This is a genomic window from Halobacillus halophilus (genome assembly GCF_020171985.1).
GTDB classification, from domain to species: Bacteria; Bacillota; Bacilli; order Bacillales; family Halobacillaceae; genus Halobacillus; species Halobacillus halophilus_A.
Genome location: NZ_JAIVAL010000020.1, coordinates 1 through 20,026, shown reverse-complemented (window position 1 = coordinate 20,026; position 20,026 = coordinate 1). Strand labels below are relative to the sequence as shown.

The window sequence follows — 20,026 nt, the reverse complement described above, 5'->3', positions numbered from 1 at the left end:
TGAATTCTTGGGTGAAGTTACGTCGAATTCTTGGGGTCATAACGGAAGCTCCTCGTGTTTTGTATTAATTCAGTCTATCTGACCTTAACCAACCTGTCCAACCAACTGTAGCCGGTCCACTCCTCGAGCTAAAGCTCTCCGGGGTCTCACCGATCATGTCTATCCCGCAGGAGAAGGAGCTAGGCGAGACCCCATAAGGAGTGTTAGCGACTGAGGAGGCTTGTTGTTAAAGGAGGATCGACTAAAGTCGCTACGTCCTGTGGCAACGTCGATCGACCCTACGTCTAGTAGGGCCGCAGGAAAGCGAGTTGTTTCCTTAGCCGCCCTCATCCTTTTTTGGCAACGGACCCCAACTATCTCGAAATCAAGTCTTACGCAATCGGGGGCTTTTATTTAATAATCAACGTGGATATTTAGCGGGCCATGTGTTTTAGATCTAGAAATGTAAACTTATTTTCTGACTGACTTTCCACGTTCTAAATGCCCCTTTCTTCTCATAGCTTGTACTAGAGAAGGAGGCGGTACAGATGGAAGGTTACGATAAAAACCAAAACTTGCGCAGCCAGCCGCAGGTCGAGCATAATGTGAAAATATGGAACAGAAGAAACATAGAAATTTCAGGCGTGAAAGAAGTGGACAGTTTTGATAGCGAGGAATTTCTTCTTCAGACTTCCATGGGTTACTTAGTGGTCAGAGGCCAGAATCTCCAAATGAAAAATTTAGATCTCGACTCAGGTCTTGTATCCATTAAAGGGAAAATATATGACATGTCTTACTTGGACGAGCATCAAGGGGAGAAAGCTAAAGGATTATTTAGCAAGCTCTTCAAATGACGCTTACAACCCAATTTGTTACCATCCTTTCGATGATAGCTGGGGGAATATTTGTAGGTGCTTCTTTAGACACATTTGAACGTCTTTTCCATAAAAGGAATAAGAAGAGCTGGTTTGAAATCATCTATCAGCTCACCTTCTGGATTTCTCAAGCCGCTCTTCTTTTTTATCTTTTATATTTGGCTAATTATGGTGAGCTGCGTGTCTATGTGTTTTTAGCAGTGCTATGCGGGTATGCAGCTTATCGCGCCATACTTCAATCGGGTTACATGAAAATGCTTGAAGTATGGATCAGGGTGGTTACTTCTATTTTACGCGGCATTAAAAAAATATTCTTCCATTTAATTTTTATCCCGTTAAAATCCATCTTCTTCCTAATTATCACTTTACTTATTGGGATTTTTAAGATACTTTTAAAAGGTATATTCTTATTATTTCTTGTCGCATTTTATCCAATTAAGGTTATTTTTCGTTTGATTTGGCGATTATTGCCGAAAAACACGAGAAATTACTTAAGGCGTTTAGCAGGGTTTTTGGATAAAATCAAGAATATAGGGATCAATTGGATTAAAAAATTCCGTAAGTAAAGGAGGACGAACGCAAATGGCAAAAACACAATCGGAGTCAGTAGCTCGCTTAGATTCTACATACATGAAGCACTACGATGCGTACATGGAAAGACACCAGAAAAAGAAAAAGCGACTAGTTCGCCGTCTTGTCATGTTTGCCCTTTTAGTGATGATCGTTGCTGGCTCTATGGTGATTTACCACGTCAACCAACAGTCGCTGTACGCGGATAAGCACCAGAAGTATGAAGAACTTCATCAGGAAATGAGCACGTTGGAAAAAGAACAAAAAGATTTGAATGAGGAAATCAAGCTATTGAATGATGAAGAATACGTTCTGCAAATTGCCAGAACCAATTATTTCTATTCAAAAGAGGGCGAAATCATATTTAAAATGCCGAATGAAGACCCTTCATATTGACACCCTTTTCAAAGCTTATATATAATATGTAAGAAGGATATTTTTATCGAAATTTTAAGGAGGAGCATTTTTTTTATGTCAATTGAAGTAGGCAGCAAGCTGAAGGGTAAGGTAACAGGTATCACTAATTTCGGAGCGTTCGTTGAACTCCCGGAGGGGAAGACCGGTCTCGTTCACATTAGTGAAGTTGCCGACAACTATGTAAAAGACATTAATGAACACTTAAGCCAGGGCGATGAGGTGGAAGTGAAAGTCATTAATGTTGGAGATGATGGGAAAATTGGTTTGTCCATCAAAAAAGCGAAAGAAAACCAACAAAGCCAAAGTCGTCGTCCTCAAAAGCCTCGTAAACCGGCTGAATCTTTCGAACAGAAGATGAACAGGTTTATGAAGGATAGCGACGAGCGTCTAGCATCACTGAAAAAGCACACGGAATCCAAACGTGGAGGTCGAGGTGCTAAAAGAGGATAGCTTGCTGTCTAGGACAATGAGTAAAAGATGCACGTTTTAATAAAAACCAGCTCCCAAAAAATAGGAGCTGGTTTTTTTATATTTTATTTTTGTCTTGTTTATATTGTGTTATTATAGCTTGAAATTAACGATCATAGGAGGATTGGCATTGAATAGGCAAGATTTCATATCACATAATACAGCAACATCCCGGGAGCTTCATAAAAAAGCACAAGAAGTAATCCCTGGAGGAGTCACTGCTAACATTAAACACATAGACCCTCATCCAATCGTTATGGAAAAGGGAGACGGAAGCAAGCTCTATGATGTAGATCAAAATGAATATATTGATTACTTACTAAGTTATGGAGCTTTAATAGCAGGGCATGGACACCCGGCGGTTTTTGATGCGGCTATAGGACAGATGAGAGAAGCGGGAACCACGATTTTCGGAACGCCTCACCGGCTCGAGACAGTCATGGCTGAGAAGCTCGTATCTTTATACCCCAGTATTGAGATGGTCCGATTTACCAACTCAGGACTAGAGGCTACCATGCTTGCGATTCGAGCGGCTATGGCCTATGCCGGTAAGTCAAAAATCGCCAAGTTTGAAGGGCATTACCACGGCGGTTATGATCAGGTACTCATGAGTGTGAATCCAGATCACGGAGCAGCAGGGGATCCATCTTCGCCAAATGCTGTACCCGAATCTTTAGGAATTCCTGATTACTACCAGCAGAATACAGTCGTCCTTCCTTTTAACGATTTAGACGCCACTGAGAAGATTTTAAGACAAAGAGCCGATGAAGTGTCTGCAATCATCATGGAACCAGTACAGGGAGGTTTCATACCTGCTGATCAAACATTTATAGAAGGGGTAAGAACTCTGACGGAAGAACTTGGTATCCTGTTAATTTTTGATGAAGTTAAAACGGGATTCCGGTTAGCTCTTGGAGGAGCTCAAGAAAGTTATGGAGTAACCCCGGATCTTACAGCACTTGGAAAAGTACTTGGTGGAGGATTTCCCGTAGGGGCGATAGGTGGAAAAAAAGAAATCATGGATATTCTTTCTCCAGATGGTTCGAGAGATATCTTAACAGCAGGGACAGATCAGCGAGCCAAGCATGATACTTTATTCCACAGTGGCACCTATAATGGTCATCCTACCGTTCTGGCTTCCGGTCTGGCCACTATTGAACTATTGGACGAAGACCGTATGTTGGAAGATTTATTTGATAAAACAAACCGCCTTCGAAACGAGCTGGAAGAATTATATCAAGCTTATAACATTCCGATGCAAACGGTGGGGCGAGGGAGTATTTTTAATATTATTCTGACAGAGGAGTCTATTAAGAACTACCGTGATTTAAAGAAAGCAGACACTTCCTTACGAAAAGAACTGGACTATGAGTTATTAAATCTGGGGATCTATACTAAACCTCTCAATCGCTATTCTCTCTCTACGGCGCATAGTGAAGAAGATCTAAAACGCACAGTACAAGCTCATAAGCAAGCGATTGAAAATGTTGTGAAATGATGGTAGTTGGGCAAACGACACTTTTTCCATGAGTAATTGCTGAGGCAAGAAAACTTTCGTGTTGTTTTTAAGGTTAAGCTCCCGTGGAACTCGAAATCATGTTTAAAACGTCCTAGTTTATTGATGGAGATAAACGTACAACAACGAACGTTCACGTGTCTATAATCACTGCTATAGAAGCATTTGAGGCGGATCAATCATCCCCTATGATGGAAGGGTCCGTTCACCCTTCCATCATAGGGGGGGCGAAGGAAACGACGAGACTCCCGCGGGAGAAGGAGCTAGGCGAGACCCCACAGGGAGTGACAACGACCGAGGAGGCTTGCCAGTTCCCCCGCAGGAAAGCGAGTTGTTTCCGCAGCCATCCCTTCTCTATATTAAGTAACGGACCCAAGTTATCCTTACACAATCCGACCCTATTGCGTAATAAGGCTCTTAAAAAAATTAACAATAATTTTTCTTAAGAGCTTTTTAATTAAAAAAATGGACCCTTCCTTAAACTTTAAGGAAGGGTCCATTTTTTTAGGACAAGAATGTTTCGATGACCCGTACGGGATTCGAACCCGTGATACCGCCGTGAAAGGGCGGTGTCTTAACCACTTGACCAACGGGCCTTATATGTAAACAGCTTTTTTGCAGCTATCTAAATCTGAAAATAGTGGCGGCGGAGGGGATCGAACCCCCGACCTCACGGGTATGAACCGTACGCTCTAGCCAGCTGAGCTACACCGCCATAAGAAAATATGTTGTGTTCAAAGTCACAAGGAATATAGTACACCATGAAAAAAAAACTGTCAATAAAAAATAAAAATATCAGACTAGTATGTAAATTTCGATAGGGAATGGAGGTGGTTTTTGAATGGATAAGGGAGGAGGGCAGGTAGATTTTGTAGAAAGGCATTTGCTTCTTGAAAAAAGCATCGAAGTTTTTGTTTCTGTTCTCCTGTTGTTTTGACAAAATGCTTGTCTTTCATGTGGTTTAATAAAGTTCAATAACAAAAGGAGTGATGAAAAAATGTCAGGTACGGTGATGAAGCGTGAAGATCGTCAGGCAACACTTAAGCAGTCTAGTTTAGGTAGAGGGTTACAAAAAGCTTCACTGGGAATGTTTTCGTTTATGGCGGACAAAGGCGTTTTCCACATGGTGCTTTCCTTATTATTGGGACGAGCCATTATATTATCTTCTATGGCACCATTCTCGGTCGCATTTTTAGCCGTGATCTGGTGGTTAAAAAGACCTTTAGTCTTGCCGGTTACGATTATGATGGCGGCAGGGGCGTCTACCTACAGTTTCACCCATGCAGGGTTCGTAGTAGGAGCATCGACGACTTTTTTGCTATTAAGTCTGGCGCTGCGCAGAACAAGTCACCCCCAGAAATGGCTGCCAACTGTTGCCTTAGTAGCAAGTTTGATTCCCCGTACGGCAAGCCTCGCATTACTCGATCGATGGCAGCTTTACGAACTTACTTTGATGTTAGCTGAAGGAGTTCTTACATTTATACTTGTACTAATATTTATGCAGAGTCTTCCTTTATTATCACCGCAAAAATATCATCCAACATTAAAAAATGAGGAAATCGTCTGCTTAATTATATTGTTAGCTTCCGTGTTAACTGGAATGATTGGATGGCAGATTCAAGGTGTAGCGGTGGTCGATGTCTTCGCACGCTACCTGGTAATTCTTCTTGCTTATATTGCAGGGGCTGCCATTGGTTCAACGGTTGGTGTTGTTACGGGACTTGTACTTAGCTTATCTAATATGGATCATATCTATCAAATGAGCCTGCTAGCATTTTCAGGCTTATTAGGAGGTTTATTAAAAGAGGGTAAAAAACTGGGGGTGAGTGCGGGGCTTGCAGTAGGTACGTTATTAATTGGATTTTATGTATCCAGTGGAGGAGGGCTGTCCGATTCGATATGGGCCTCGGGATGGGCCATTATTTTATTTGTGTTGACTCCGAATTCCTGGGTTAAACGTCTATCCCGTTATATTCCAGGTACAGAAGAGCATAATTCTGAACAACAAAAATACTTACAAAAGGTGCGTGATGTTACCGCTGTACGAGTAGGTAAGTTCTCTGATGTTTTTAAAGCGCTTTCTAAGAGTTTCAATGATCTAGACCATTCTAATGAAGCTGTAGAAGGCACAGAAGAAATTGATTACTTTCTTAGTCATGTAACAGAAAAAACCTGTCAATCCTGTTTTAAGAAGGAAAAATGCTGGGTTAATCAGTTTGATGAGACTCATGATTTAATGACAGGTTTAATGATGGAGCTGGACGAAAGAGGGGAACCCACCAGGATGACCCGGAAAAACGTGGACGCACACTGTGTAAAATCACAGAAGTTAATTGATACGATGAACCACGAATTGTCCTTCTATCATGCAAACAAACAATTAAAAAAACAGGTTTTGGAAAGCCGCCGCTTTGTAGCTGAGCAGCTTCAGGGCGTTTCCGATGTAATGAGTACTTTTGCTAAAGAAATAGTAAAGGAAAGAGAACATCACGAACAAAAAGAACAAATTATATATAACGCCTTAGAAAGAATGGGGATGGATATTCAAAAACTTGAAATCTATACATTGGATGCCGGAAATATTGATTTAGAGCTCGTAGTCGAAATCAATAATTACCGAGGGGAAGGAGCGAAGATTATTGCACCTGTGCTATCGGATATTTTAGGGGAAACAATTGTGGTTACGATGGAAGAGATTTCTCCTTATCCTAATGGCAGGTGCTATTTAACGTTTGGTTCAGCTAAACATTACGCTATTGAAACAGGCGCAGCCCATGCAGCTAAAGGAGGAGGATTTATATCGGGAGACAGCTTTACCATGATGGAATTAGGAAGGGGGAAATATGCGCTCGCGATCAGCGACGGAATGGGGAATGGTGAACGTGCTCACGAAGAGAGTATGGAAACGCTGAGACTGTTGAAGCAGATTCTGCAATCGGGTATGCAGGAATCCGTAGCTATCCAGTCGATAAACTCCATATTATCGCTGCGTACGAATGATGAAATATTTTCAACCCTGGATTTAGCTGTCATCGATTTGCATAAAGCTACTTCCAAATTTATAAAGGTGGGAAGCACACCTAGCTTTATTAAGAGAGGAGATCAGATTTTAACGGTCGAGTCCGGTAACCTGCCGATGGGTATTATACCGGAAGTGGATGTGGATATGACTAACGAGCAGTTGAAGGCAGGCGATCTGCTAATCATGCTGAGTGATGGGATATTAGAAGGTCCTAATCACGTAGAGAATGTAGAGGTTTGGTTTAAGAGAAAAATAAAGGAGGTTTACAGCAGCGATCCTCAGGTAGTAGCTGATCTTTTACTGGAAGAGGTGATTCGTACCCATCGAGGTTCCATCAATGATGATATGACGATTCTTGTAGCGAGAATAGACCGGTATATGCCAGAGTGGTCTTCTATCCCTACAGAGAAAAAACAGGCTTAACCGGCGTATAAGATTCCTCCTTTTCGGCGAAGATGGAAGCAACGAAACAGGAGGGATGTCGAAATGAAAGCAGGGCGTTTAAAACAAATTCTATTATTGACGGATGGATGCTCGAACCATGGAGAAGACCCTATAGCCGTAGCGGCTCTGGCTAGAAATCAGGGAGTAACGGTCAATGTGATTGGCGTTCTTGACGATCGGCAGAAGGAGAAGCCTCAAGGGCTTGAAGAAGTTGAATCGATTGCTGAGGCAGGTGGAGGCGTCAGTCAAATTGTATATCAGAAAAGTTTGTCCCAAACCGTGCAGATGGTTACGAGGCAAGCCATGACTCAAACCATTCAGGGTGTCGTTAATAAAGAATTACAGGAAATTCTGGGAGAGGGCCAGAGTATTGAAGAGCTGCCGCCTGCTACCAGGAGTGAAGTGGTAGAAGTGGTGGAAGATTTAGGTGAGGCATGTGAGCTTGAAGTACTTGTACTTGTGGATACAAGTGCGAGCATGCAGCATAAATTACCTACCGTGAAAGAAGCGCTTTATGATCTTTCATTGAGTCTCAATGCACGTACCGGATCAAATCAATTCAGTATTTATACATTTCCTGATGTAAAACATACGATCCGGCGGGTCATTAAATGGACACCGGAACTAGGAGAGATCAATGGTGTTTTCTCTAAACTTTCAAGCGGTGGATATACGCCTACGGGTCCTGCGCTGAAAGAAGCTCTCTATGCCTTTACTGAGAAACCTATTTTCAGAAGCATACAGGACGGAGAAGATCCTTATGAAGAAACAGGATTTTAAATTATTTCCCGGGACATATTTACAAGGAAAGTGGAATGGTCATCAATATAAAGTGATCCGAAAACTTGGAGCGGGAGCTTGCGGCGCCGTGTATTTATGCCATAATCTTCAGGGGGAAAAGGTAGCCCTCAAAGTAGGGAAAGACAGCTCCAGAATGATGCTTGAGGTAAATATGTTGAAGAAATTCAGTAAGGTCCAAGGGGTGAAACTTGGGCCTGCTTTTATTGATGTGGATGATTGGAAAGCACCGTCTCTTCAAGTTTTCCCTTTTTATGTTATGGAATATGTAGAAGGGGTACCACTGTCTGATTTTTTAAGAGGGAAAAGTAAGGAATGGATCGGAATATGTACCATTCAGCTTTTAACCGATCTGGAGCATCTTCACAAAGCGGGATTCGTCTTTGGAGATTTGAAGACGGATAATCTGTTAATGTCAAATTCAAAAGTGCGATGGATTGATGTAGGAGGCGTTACAGCGATTGGCCGGGCTATTAAAGAGTACACAGAATTTTATGATCGGGGTTACTGGGGATTTGGCTCACGGAAAGCCGAACCTTCTTATGATTTGTTTGCCGTAACCATGATTATGTTAGAGATGGTTCAACCGAATAAATTTGAAAAAGGGGCTCATCCTAGAAGGACGCTTGCAGCAAAGCTTGCCTCCTCTAATGATCTGAAACCTTATCATTCTCTTATTGCTGGAGTGTGGAAAGGGAAGTTTCAAAGTGCTTCAGAAATGAAACAAGCTTTATCCTATATAGTCATGAAACGAGCAAAAGGAACACCTGTTTCCAGAAAGCAGATAAAAGCTCAGAAACATTCCTCTGACTGGGGTGAGCTATTGGCTTTATCTGCAGTCGCAGGGGTATTCTGTGGATTTTCAATATTTAGTTTCTGGATATAAGTGTATTCTTTTGCAGAAGGTGATAAGAGTGGTACGATGGAGAAAGAAAGCAGGCAGTTTGAATCTAACAGGAGTGATCTTCGCATGGAGCAGATCGTTCATTCATTTGTAAAAGAACATCAACTTATTTCCCCACATCAAACCGTACTGGCAGCTGTTTCAGGAGGACCGGACTCCATGGCTCTTCTACACTTCCTTTGTTCCATTAAAAACTCCTGGAACCTGAAGATCATTGGTGTTTCTGTAGATCATGGACTGCGAGGACAGGAGTCTAAGGATGATTTGGAATTTGTGAAAAATCAATGTGAAGAATGGGGTATTGAATTTGCGGGCGCTTCTGTCGATGTCCATTCATACAGAAGTGAGGCCGGAACGGGAACTCAAGAGTCAGCCCGCTACTTACGTTACCAGTTTTTTGAGAGAATGATGGAAGAAAGAAAAGCAGATGTACTGGCTATGGGTCATCATGGAGACGATCAAGCCGAAACTATGATGATGCAGCTGGTTCGCAGTGCCCGTCCTGAGTCTTTACAAGGAATGCCGGTTCAGCGGCCATTTGGAAGAGGAAAACTTGTAAGACCATTCCTATCTTTATCCAAGAGTCAAATTGCTGATTATAATGCCCGTCATCATGTGAGGACACGGATAGATCCTTCAAATGAGGAGACCAATTATACAAGAAATGCTTTTCGTAAGCATGTTATGCCCTTTCTGAAGGAGCAGAATCCAAAGTTCCATTCTCATATGCAGGCAATGAGTCAAAGAATGAGGGAAGACCAGGCATACATAAGGGAGCAGGCAGGAGAAGTATTGGATACGATGTATTTTTCTTCAAATATGAAGAAAATCGTACAATTCTCCTTATCGACTTTTAAAACGTTTCCACTTGCTTTACAAAGAAGTGCCTTTCATCTAATATTGAACTATCTGTATGTTAACCAAACTGAAGATATTTCCTATTTGCATGAGGAAATGTTTATGAACCTATTATACGATCACAAACCGAATGCAAAGCTGGACTTTCCTCAAGGTTTACAAGCCGTTCGCGCTTATGATGAAGTGACACTTTCTTTTGACCGTTCAGACGAGGAAGATAAGTATGAATATTTCCTTAATGCTGGAGAAACAGTCGTTCTTCCTGATGGTGCTCATTTATATGCTGAGTGGGGCAGTCCTCAGGAAAAAGAGGGAGATTCTGTCTTTACATGTGATGCTCATCACGTAAAATTGCCCTTTATTGTAAGAACGAGGCGGAATGGAGATCGAATGCGTGTGAGAGGAATGAATGGTTCAAAAAAAGTGAAAGATATTTTTATTGACCAGAAAATACCGGCTCATTTGCGCAATACTTGGCCGCTTGTAACAGACAGCAGTGGAGAGATTCTATGGCTGGTCGGCTTAAAAAAAAGCGGGGGAAGTACGGATGGATCTTCAGGCACTTGGCTTCGGTTGCATTATGAAAATAAAGCAGAAACGTAGGAGGAGCAGACATGCACAGCGAAATTGAGAAAGTCCTGATTTCTGAAGAAGAAATTCAGGAAAAGTGTAAGGAGATGGGAGCCCACTTAACGGAAGAGTATAAGGACCGATTTCCGTTAGCCGTCGGAGTATTAAAAGGCGCAACCCCATTTATGGCAGACTTACTGAAAAGAGTAGAAATCCATCTGGAGATGGACTTTATGGATGTTTCAAGCTATCACGGTGGTACAAGATCGTCTGGAGAAGTTAAAATTGTTAAAGACCTGGATACGAAAGTGGAAGGTCGGGATATTTTAATTATAGAAGACATCATTGATAGTGGATTGACGTTAAGCTACTTAGTAGACTTATTTAAATACCGTAAGGCGAATTCCATTAAAGTCGTAACCCTGCTTGATAAGCCTGCCGGTCGTACTGCTCATATTAAGGCAGATACGATTGGTTTTGAAATACCCGATGAATTTGTTGTGGGATATGGGTTAGATTATCAAGAGAAGTACCGCAATTTACCTTACATTGGAATTCTGAAGCCGGAAGTTTACGGCGGATGAAAAATCAATCGGTGATTATGAGTTTTGAAGCTGCAGGATTGAGGGTAATTAGTTGTGTCGTCCGTTTTTGTTATGATACTATTTACTATAGTTTTTCTCGCTTGGGAGGAGGTAGGCAATGAACCGGATATTTCGTAATACTATATTTTATTTACTTATCTTCCTCGTAGTTATCGGCGTCGTCGGTCTATTTAGAGGTCAAGGTGAGCCACAGCAGCAGTTGAACGTAAATGATTTTTACAATAAATTAAATAATGGTCAAATTGAAGAGATGACCATTCAGCCTGTAAATGGTGTAATTCAAATCACCGGACAGCTGGCTGGAGAAGGTGAAGATCAAGGGGAGTTCTCAGCAAAAATCCCTGCAAACGATGAAATCGTCTCAAATATTACCCAAACCGCTCAGGAACAAAGTGTTCTTAATGTTGAAGAAGAAGAGCAGCCTAGCGCATGGGTGACATTTCTAACATCGATCATCCCGTTTATCATTATTTTCATCTTATTCTTCTTCTTGCTTAATCAAGCTCAAGGCGGCGGAAGCCGTGTCATGAACTTTGGTAAAAGTAAGGCTAAGATGTACACGGAAGACAAGAAAAAAGTTCGTTTTAAAGACGTAGCCGGAGCAGACGAAGAAAAGCAGGAACTTGTAGAGGTTGTAGACTTTCTAAAAGATCCTCGTAAATTCTCTGCCGTAGGTGCCCGCATTCCTAAGGGTGTCCTTCTCGTAGGACCTCCTGGTACAGGTAAAACCTTACTTGCTCGTGCGGTGGCAGGAGAAGCGGGAGTTCCATTCTTCTCTATCAGTGGTTCAGATTTCGTAGAAATGTTTGTCGGTGTCGGTGCTTCTCGTGTACGTGATCTATTTGAGAACGCGAAGAAGAACGCTCCAGGCATTATTTTCATTGATGAGATCGATGCCGTTGGTCGTCAGCGTGGCGCCGGTCTTGGCGGAGGACACGATGAACGTGAACAAACGTTGAACCAATTACTAGTAGAGATGGATGGTTTCGGTGTTAATGAGGGAATTATCATTATCGCTGCTACTAACCGTCCCGACATTCTGGACCCTGCCCTTCTTCGTCCAGGACGTTTTGACCGTCAAATCACGGTAGACCGTCCAGACGTTAAAGGTCGTGAGGCCGTACTCGCAGTCCATGCAAAAGATAAACCACTATCTGAAAATGTTGATTTGAAAACGATCGCTCTCCGTACCCCTGGTTTCTCAGGTGCCGATCTTGAAAACTTATTGAACGAGGCAGCTCTTGTAGCAGCCCGCGGAGATAAGAATAAAATTGATATGGATGACGTGGATGAAGCAATTGACCGTGTCATTGCAGGCCCAGCTAAGAAGAGTCGTGTAATTTCCAATAAAGAACGAAACATCGTGGCTCACCACGAAAGTGGTCACACTGTTATTGGAATGGTTCTGGATGATGCCGACATGGTTCACAAAGTAACGATCGTGCCACGTGGTCAAGCTGGCGGATATGCCGTCATGCTTCCTAAAGAAGATCGCTACTTTATGACTAAACCAGAATTGTTTGATAAAATCACCGGTCTTCTCGGTGGACGTGTGGCTGAAGAGATAATATTTGGTGAAGTGAGCACAGGAGCTCATAATGACTTCCAACGTGCCACTGGTATTGCCCGCAAGATGGTTACCGAATACGGCATGAGTGAAAAACTCGGCCCTCTTCAATTTGGTTCTAACTCAGGTGGTCAGGTATTCCTAGGCCGCGATATCCAAAATGAACAAAATTACAGTGATCAGATTGCTTATGAAATTGATCAAGAAGTGCAAAACTTTATTAATTATTGTTACGATCGAGCGAAAACGATTCTTACAGATAACAAATCTAAGCTTGAGTTGATTGCCAAGACTCTACTTGACGTAGAAACTCTTGACGCCACTCAAATTCGTTCCCTGTTTGACAAAGAACGTCTTCCGACAGATGAAGAACTGGAAGAACTCGCACGTAAGAACAACGCAAAAATTAAGAACAATACTTCATCAGGTCAAGATCACTTTAGTGATGACGATGATGTACGAGTTAATATTCAATCAAAAGAAACAGATGAAGCACAAGAGTCAGAGTCGACTAAGGAAACCCCATCTACTGAACAAGTAGACGACAATGGCCAATCAGATTCTGAAGATCGTCGTTCTTAACGGCGTAACATGTCACATCGGCCTTAATGGCTGATGTGACATTTTTCGTGTGCGCACTTGTGGGCAAGTAATGGGTCAGTTGTGATATGATGGTAGCCGAAGGAAATGAGGCAGGAGGCTGTAAGCATGAATTTTGTTCTTGATGTAGGTAATACGAATACCGTTCTCGGGGTATTTGACAATGGATCTTTAAGTTATCATTGGAGAATAAAAACGGATCGACATAAAACGGAAGATGAATATGGCATGTTGATTAAATCGCTATTTGATCATGAGGGGTTAACATTTGAGGATATGGACGGTGTAATTATTTCCTCTGTCGTACCGCCTATAATGTTTGCACTTGACCGCATGTCTCGTTATTATTTTAAAAAGCAGCCCATGATTATAGGGGAAGGAAATGTATCTCATGGCCTTGCAATGAAGTACCCGCATCCTGAAGAGATTGGGGCGGACCGCGTAGTTAATGCAGTAGGAGCCATTGAGGATTATGCACTGCCACTCGTCATCATAGATTTTGGTACAGCCACCACGTATTGTTATATTAACGAACGTGGAGAATATATGGGAGGTGCCATTGCCCCGGGCATTAACATTTCGATGGAAGCTTTGTATGCTAAAGCCGCTAAACTCCCTAAAATTGAAATTAAGAGTCCTGATAACGTCGTAGGGCAAAGTACAGTAGAAGCAATGCAATCTGGAGTTTTTTATGGGTATGTTGGGCAAGTAGATGAAGTGGTCCGACGGATGAAAGAAACAGCTGAGTCTACCCCTACAGTCATTGCGACAGGAGGGTTGGCTACACTGATTGCCGGTCAGTCGAGGACTATTGATCATGTAGATCCTTATCTAACTTTAAAAGGTCTTCATAAAATATATCAGCGTAATAAAGGAAAAAAAGTATTCAAAGGAGAATGATGAGCCATGTCAGATTATTTAGTACGCGCTCTGGCTTTTGATGGACAAGTAAGAGCTTACGCCGTGCAATCAACGGATACCGTAGAGGAAGCCCGGCGCAGACAGGATACATGGGCGACGACTTCTGCTGCTTTAGGTCGAACCCTTACCATTAGTTCCATGATGGGAGCTATGCTTAAAGGGGAGGATAAAATTACGGTGAAAGTAGAAGGTGATGGCCCGGCCGGGGCTATTATAGCCGACACAAATGCAAGAGGCGAAGTACGCGGCTATATTATTAATCCTCACGTAGATTTTGATTTAAACCAAAATGGAAAGCTGGATGTAGCTCGTGCAGTTGGCACTAATGGTACCTTAAGCGTCGTTAAGGACCTTGGTATGAAAGATCACTTTACGGGGCAGGTGCCACTCGTTTCTGGTGAAATAAGTGAAGATTTCACTTATTATTTCGCCAATTCCGAACAAGTTCCATCTGCGGTAGGTGCCGGAGTTCTAGTGGATACGGATTATTCCATACTTGCTTCAGGTGGATTTGTTATCCAAATGATGCCTGGGGCGGACGATGCCACTACTAGTGAAATTGAAAAGCGCTTGTCAGAGATGCCGGCCATTTCAAGTCTAGTTCAGGAGGGAAAAAGTCCTGAAGAAATTTTACAAACGGTGCTTGGAGAAGATAAGCTGCAAATATTGGATACGATGCCTGTGCAGTTCAAATGTCATTGTTCACGTGAGCGTGTAGAAGTGGCTATAGCAAGCCTTGGGGATGAAGAAATTCAACGTATGATTGAAGAAGATCAAGGGGCAGAGGCTAAATGTCATTTTTGTAATGAGGATTATCAATTTGATGTCGATCAATTAAAAGACCTGCAATCTCAGGAAGCTGAATAATCGTTTACCTCGAAGTATAATTATAGGTAGACAGAGGGGCGGAACAACTCTTGTGCACCATTCATGCAAGAATCTTGTTTCGCCCTTTTTTTGAAGGGAACGATATGAATAAATAATTGAAATGTTTGACAATATGCTCATCCTTCAGTACATTAGAGTTAAATCCTATCAAAATACTTGGTTTTAGGGGTGTAAAAATGAGAATTGTTAATAACGTAAGTGAACTGATCGGGCAGACTCCGATGGTAAAATTGAATGGGTCTGCAGAAGAAGATAGCGCGGACATTTATTTGAAACTGGAATACATGAATCCGGGTAGTTCTGTAAAGGATCGTATCGCATTAGCGATGATTGAAGAAGGAGAAAAGTCCGGAGATCTTAAAGAAGGCGATACCATTATTGAACCGACAAGCGGAAACACGGGTATCGGTCTCGCTATGGTTGCTGCCGCTAAAGGCTACAAATCCATTCTTGTGATGCCGGATACCATGAGTCAGGAGCGTCGTAATCTTCTGCGTGCTTATGGTGCCGATCTTGTTTTGACTCCGGGTAGTGAAGGTATGAAAGGAGCAATTAAGAAAGCAGCTGAACTTCAAAAACAGCACAACTATTTCATGCCTCAGCAATTTAATAACGAAGCTAATCCGAGAATTCATGAAAAAACGACGGGTCCTGAAATTGTGGAGCAGATGGGTGACCAACTGGATGCGTTTGTTGCAGGAATTGGTACAGGTGGAACGATTACGGGTGCAGGAAAAGTATTGAAAGCACACTACCCTGATATTCAAATTCATGCGATAGAACCAGAAGGATCGCCTGTATTGTCGGGAGGAGACCCAGGCCCCCATAAAATTCAGGGCATTGGAGCCGGTTTTGTACCGGGCATCCTGAATACAGAGATTTACGATGAAGTTCATCAAGTTAACACGGAAGATTCTTTTGCGGCTGCGCGCGAAGCTGCCCGTAAGGATGGTATTCTAGGCGGAATTTCTTCCGGATCAGCCATTCATGTGGCTAGACAGGTAGCTAAGAAACTTGGTAAAGGTAAAAAAGTCGTAGCAGTGATTCCGAGTAATGGGGAACGTTATCTCTCTACGCCGCTTTATCAATTTGAAGAAGACGAATAATTTATTCTTAAAAATACGCTCTTTAACAGGGCGTATTTTTTTATGGGAATAACAAATAGATACGGTAAGTGATAGAAATAAAAAAATGTTGTAAGATAGGGAAAGAAGCTTTTAAAGAAAGAGGTACCGGCTATGGGATTTAAGCTAAGAACGCAGAATTATTCATATGATTTATCCGAACGAACATTAGTCATGGGCATCTTAAATGTTACCCCGGATTCTTTTTCAGACGGAGGCAGGTTCAACACGGTGGAAGGAGCCGTGCGGCGTGCGGTTGCTATGGAAAAGGATGGGGCACATATTATTGATATAGGCGGGGAGTCAACGCGTCCTGGTCATGAACCGGTCAGCGAAAAAGAAGAGATTGAGCGGGTTGTTCCGATCATCCAGGCCATTCACAATGAAGTGGATCTGCCTATTTCGATAGATACGTATAAATCAGAAGTTGCCAGGAGGGCGATTGAAGCAGGTGCCTCCATTATTAATGATGTGTGGGGCGCTAAAAAAGAACCGGCCATTGCGAAGGTCGCGGCTGAATATAATGTGCCGGTAATCTTAATGCATAATCGTAAAGATAGAATCTACACATCTTTAATTGACGATATGAAAGCTGACTTAAAGGAGAGCATTAAGATCGCCAAGCAAGCAGGAGTTAAAGAGGAAAACATTGTGCTCGATCCAGGGATTGGATTTGCCAAAGCAAAAGAAGAGAACTTAGAAGTGATGCGTAATCTTCACCAGTTTGAATCTATGGGATATCCTTTGTTGCTGGGCAGTTCTCGGAAAACATTTATAGGAACCATCTTGGATTTGCCTAAGGATGAACGTATGGAAGGTACAGGAGCTACCGTTTGTTACGGAATTGCTCAGGGAGTTCATATTGTCCGGGTCCACGACGTGAAATCTATAGCTCGAATGACAAAAATGATGGATGCTATGATGGGAAAGGAAGGTTACGATGGATAAAATATATGTAAATCAAATGGAATTCTGGGGATATCATGGTCTTTTTCCCGAAGAAAACAAACTGGGGCAGCGCTTTTATGTAGATGCTGAACTTGAATTAGATCTAAAGCCTGCTGCTGAAACGGACGACATGACGAAATCTGTCGATTATGGCGCGATTTATGAAACCTGTAAAAAAGTAGTCGAAGGAGAAGCTCATAAATTAGTGGAAACGGTCGCAGAAAAACTTTCTGCTGAGTTGTTTCATCAGTTCGGCCCCGTGCAAGGATGCCGCCTGAAAGTTTATAAACCGGACCCTCCTATACCTGGCCACTATCAGTCGGTGGCTATCGAAATTCACCGGAGTCGTACCGAATGAATACAGCGTATATCGCACTCGGCTCCAATATTTCTAAGAGAGAAGAATTTTTAAAAAAAGCAGTGGCGAGTATAAATGATCACCCGGAGATTACGGTGGTTTTAAAATCAGCAGTATATGAAACAGCACCAGTAGGTTATACTGAGCAGAATGATTTCTTAAATATGGTTATACAAATTGAAACCTCTCTGCCTCCTTTACAATTACTTGATCATTGCCAGTCCATTGAAAAGAAATTGGGACGAAAACGAGTGGTGAAGTGGGGGCCGCGTACAATAGATCTTGACATTTTACTATATAATCAAGAAAATATGAGAGCAGAGCGCCTCGTTCTTCCTCACCCACATATGCAGGACAGAGCTTTTGTTATGGTGCCATTAGCAGAATTGAATCCAAAAGTACAAATACCGTGTGTAACGAAACAAGCGGAAGAGATTCTGGAAGATTTGCCGGAGGAAGATGTCCAAAGTATGAGAGTATGGGGAAGGGTATAATCGTGAATCGATGCAGCTATGCTTCATATGGACGGCATTGTTCGATTGAAAAATAAAAAAGTGGCTATAATGAAGATACGTAAACATCCTTTAGAGACTTGAAAAGGATAAAGAACCAGGAAAATGCACGGAGTGTCGGCGTTGACACAATTCGACGTCTTTTCTATACTAAATCATAGTTAGAATACTGCCAGTCCGAAGCTGGCAGTTTTTATTATTGAAGCGGCTTACTTTTACAATAGATAAGGGAACGGAGTGATTAGAATGTCGGAAGAACTCAATGAACAAATGCGGGTGCGCAGAGATAAACTGAATACTTACCGGGAGCAGGGCCTGGATCCATTTGGCGACAAGTTCGAACGTACTCATCTCGCGGAAGATCTCATCGAGAAATACGATCAGTATAGTAAAGAAGAACTTGAAGAGAAACAATTCCCTGCAACTATTGCTGGTCGAATTATGACTAAACGTGGAAAAGGGAAAGCAGGATTCACTCATATTCAGGATGTAAGTGGACAAATTCAGCTTTACATTCGTAAAGATCGAATCGGAGAGGAAGCTTACGAAGTTTTTAACACAGCTGACCTTGGCGACATAATAGGAGTAACTGGAGTTATGTTTAAGACAAAAGTAGGGGAGCTTTCCGTGAAAGCGGACGAGTTCCACTTGCTGACAAAGGCTCTTCGTCCTCTTCCGGAAAAATTTCATGGCTTGCAGGACGTAGAACAAAGGTATCGTCAACGCTACTTAGATTTGATTACTAACCCTGGAAGCCGTGATACGTTTATTACCCGGAGCAAAATTATACAATCTATGCGCCGGTACCTGGATGGTCTTGGTTTCTTAGAAGTAGAAACTCCATTGATGCACGGGATCCCAGGCGGAGCATCCGCACGTCCATTTGTTACTCACCACAATGCATTGGACATGCAGCTCTATATGAGAATTGCCATTGAACTCCATCTGAAGCGTCTGATCGTAGGCGGTATGGAGAAAGTATATGAAATAGGACGCGTTTTCCGTAATGAAGGAGTATCTACACGACACAATCCAGAGTTTACAATGCTGGAACTATATGAAGCATATGCTGACTACCATGATGTCATGAGCCTGACAGAAAACATGGTTGCCCATATTGCAAAAGAGGTTCTTGGTTCTGCGAAGGTTACGTATAACGACCAGGAAATCAATTTAGAACCAGAGTGGACGCGATTGCACATGGTCGATGCCATTAAGGAATATACAGGCGTTGATTTCTTTGAGGATATGAGTGATGAAAAGGCGAGGGAATTAGCTGAAGAGCATAATGTTGAAATTCAGGACTCCATGACTTTTGGTCATATCGTCAACGAATTCTTCGAGCAATATGTGGAGGATAAATTGATTCAGCCTACGTTTATCTACGGACACCCTATTGAAATCTCGCCACTTGCCAAGAAGAATCCGGAAGACCCAAGATTTACAGATCGTTTCGAATTGTTCATTGTAGGGCGGGAGCATGCCAATGCATTTTCCGAGCTTAATGATCCAATTGATCAAAGAGAGCGTTTCGAAGCTCAGTTGAAAGAGCGGGAAGAAGGAAATGATGAAGCCCACATGATGGATGAGGATTTCTTAGAGTCATTGGAATATGGGCTCCCGCCAACAGGTGGTTTAGGAATCGGAATTGATCGGCTCGTTATGCTTTTAACAGACTCTCCTTCCATTAGAGATGTATTGCTTTTCCCTCAGATGAGAAACCGAGAATCTTAAGAAGGAATAGATGGTTTTATGAACCCCCGGCTGACAGGCTCCGGGGGTTCTCTTTGATTCAATGGAAATATGATTAGAAAAAAATATACAAAAAGGTATTGCCAACATTATTTCAGCGTGGTATATTATTACTTGTCGCATTAAGACAGCACGGCAAGCCGGCAACGGCAAGCCAAAAATCATTTAAAAAAGTTGTTGACTTAAACGAGTCACAATGATATGATTATTGAGTCGCTGTTTTGAAGCGGCAAACGAAAACTTTTGATCTTTGAAAACTGAACGAACCAACCAGTACGTCAAGATATTCTTTCAATATAGAAGGAATTCAAACAAGCACATTCGGTGTGC

Annotated in this window: 18 protein-coding genes and 2 tRNA genes; 18 read left to right on the top strand and 2 right to left on the bottom strand. The window is 42.3% G+C overall.

Annotation, left to right across the window (positions count from 1 at the left end):
- Positions 1-527 precede the first annotated feature (527 nt).
- The 5 genes from yabP to LCM11_RS20185 all read left to right on the top strand — a co-directional run bounded on the left by yabP (position 528) and on the right by LCM11_RS20185 (position 3,807).
- Positions 528-833 carry a sporulation protein YabP gene (gene yabP / locus LCM11_RS20205; RefSeq protein WP_014641371.1) on the top strand — a complete coding sequence of 102 codons (306 nt, stop codon included), beginning with the start codon at positions 528-530 and terminating at the stop codon, positions 831-833.
- On the top strand, positions 830-1,420 hold the full coding sequence (gene yabQ / locus LCM11_RS20200) for a spore cortex biosynthesis protein YabQ (protein WP_224896017.1): 591 nt from the start codon (positions 830-832) through the stop codon (positions 1,418-1,420). Before yabP ends, yabQ begins: the two co-directional genes overlap by 4 nt.
- A 16-nt stretch (positions 1,421-1,436) precedes the next feature.
- Positions 1,437-1,820, top strand: coding sequence for an FtsB family cell division protein (locus LCM11_RS20195; RefSeq protein WP_224896016.1), 384 nt, complete (start codon positions 1,437-1,439; stop codon positions 1,818-1,820).
- 75 nt (positions 1,821-1,895) lie between these two features.
- On the top strand, positions 1,896-2,291 hold the full coding sequence (locus LCM11_RS20190) for a S1 domain-containing RNA-binding protein (protein ID WP_224896015.1): 396 nt from the start codon (positions 1,896-1,898) through the stop codon (positions 2,289-2,291).
- A gap of 142 nt (positions 2,292-2,433) precedes the next feature.
- A complete protein-coding gene (locus tag LCM11_RS20185) occupies positions 2,434-3,807 on the top strand; it encodes an aspartate aminotransferase family protein (protein WP_224896014.1) in 1,374 nt (457 codons plus the stop codon).
- Between the two features lie 542 nt (positions 3,808-4,349).
- Here LCM11_RS20185 and LCM11_RS20180 read toward each other — a convergent pair.
- Both LCM11_RS20180 and LCM11_RS20175 read right to left on the bottom strand, forming a co-directional pair.
- Positions 4,350-4,421 (bottom strand) — tRNA-Glu (locus LCM11_RS20180).
- Positions 4,422-4,466: 45 nt separating this feature from the next.
- Positions 4,467-4,540, bottom strand: a tRNA-Met gene (locus LCM11_RS20175).
- Between the two features lie 282 nt (positions 4,541-4,822).
- Here LCM11_RS20175 and spoIIE point away from each other — a divergent pair.
- The 13 genes from spoIIE (at position 4,823) to lysS (ending at position 19,678) form a co-directional block, all read left to right on the top strand.
- Positions 4,823-7,270 (top strand): stage II sporulation protein E, encoded by a 2,448-nt coding sequence (gene spoIIE, locus LCM11_RS20170; protein WP_224896013.1) that lies wholly within the window; start codon positions 4,823-4,825, stop codon positions 7,268-7,270.
- Positions 7,271-7,333: 63 nt separating this feature from the next.
- Positions 7,334-8,071 carry a vWA domain-containing protein gene (locus LCM11_RS20165; RefSeq protein WP_224896012.1) on the top strand — a complete coding sequence of 246 codons (738 nt, stop codon included), beginning with the start codon at positions 7,334-7,336 and terminating at the stop codon, positions 8,069-8,071.
- Positions 8,052-8,975: a lipopolysaccharide core heptose(II) kinase RfaY gene (locus LCM11_RS20160; protein ID WP_224896011.1), complete on the top strand. Its 924-nt coding sequence runs from the start codon at positions 8,052-8,054 to the stop codon at positions 8,973-8,975. The genes LCM11_RS20165 and LCM11_RS20160 overlap by 20 nt, the downstream gene beginning before the upstream one ends.
- A gap of 36 nt (positions 8,976-9,011) precedes the next feature.
- Positions 9,012-10,454 carry a tRNA lysidine(34) synthetase TilS gene (tilS, locus tag LCM11_RS20155; protein WP_224896010.1) on the top strand — a complete coding sequence of 481 codons (1,443 nt, stop codon included), beginning with the start codon at positions 9,012-9,014 and terminating at the stop codon, positions 10,452-10,454.
- 11 nt (positions 10,455-10,465) lie between these two features.
- Positions 10,466-11,005 carry a hypoxanthine phosphoribosyltransferase gene (gene hpt / locus LCM11_RS20150; RefSeq protein ID WP_224896009.1) on the top strand — a complete coding sequence of 180 codons (540 nt, stop codon included), beginning with the start codon at positions 10,466-10,468 and terminating at the stop codon, positions 11,003-11,005.
- 118 nt (positions 11,006-11,123) lie between these two features.
- Positions 11,124-13,175 carry an ATP-dependent zinc metalloprotease FtsH gene (gene ftsH, locus LCM11_RS20145; protein WP_224896008.1) on the top strand — a complete coding sequence of 684 codons (2,052 nt, stop codon included), beginning with the start codon at positions 11,124-11,126 and terminating at the stop codon, positions 13,173-13,175.
- A gap of 126 nt (positions 13,176-13,301) precedes the next feature.
- Positions 13,302-14,093: a type III pantothenate kinase gene (locus LCM11_RS20140; protein ID WP_224896007.1), complete on the top strand. Its 792-nt coding sequence runs from the start codon at positions 13,302-13,304 to the stop codon at positions 14,091-14,093.
- 6 nt (positions 14,094-14,099) lie between these two features.
- Complete coding sequence (gene hslO / locus LCM11_RS20135) at positions 14,100-14,981, top strand: Hsp33 family molecular chaperone HslO (protein ID WP_224896006.1); 882 nt, start codon at positions 14,100-14,102, stop codon at positions 14,979-14,981.
- Between the two features lie 197 nt (positions 14,982-15,178).
- The gene (gene cysK / locus LCM11_RS20130; protein WP_224896005.1) at positions 15,179-16,108 is read left to right on the top strand and encodes a cysteine synthase A; all 930 of its coding nucleotides are present in this window, start codon (positions 15,179-15,181) and stop codon (positions 16,106-16,108) included.
- A 132-nt stretch (positions 16,109-16,240) separates the two neighbouring features.
- Positions 16,241-17,074, top strand: coding sequence for a dihydropteroate synthase (folP, locus tag LCM11_RS20125; protein ID WP_224896004.1), 834 nt, complete (start codon positions 16,241-16,243; stop codon positions 17,072-17,074).
- Positions 17,067-17,432: a dihydroneopterin aldolase gene (folB, locus tag LCM11_RS20120; RefSeq protein ID WP_224896003.1), complete on the top strand. Its 366-nt coding sequence runs from the start codon at positions 17,067-17,069 to the stop codon at positions 17,430-17,432. The genes folP and folB overlap by 8 nt, the downstream gene beginning before the upstream one ends.
- On the top strand, positions 17,429-17,926 hold the full coding sequence (gene folK, locus LCM11_RS20115; protein WP_224896002.1) for a 2-amino-4-hydroxy-6-hydroxymethyldihydropteridine diphosphokinase: 498 nt from the start codon (positions 17,429-17,431) through the stop codon (positions 17,924-17,926). The genes folB and folK overlap by 4 nt, the downstream gene beginning before the upstream one ends.
- Before the next feature lie 264 nt (positions 17,927-18,190).
- Positions 18,191-19,678: a lysine--tRNA ligase gene (gene lysS, locus LCM11_RS20110; protein WP_224896001.1), complete on the top strand. Its 1,488-nt coding sequence runs from the start codon at positions 18,191-18,193 to the stop codon at positions 19,676-19,678.
- Positions 19,679-20,026 lie beyond the last annotated feature (348 nt).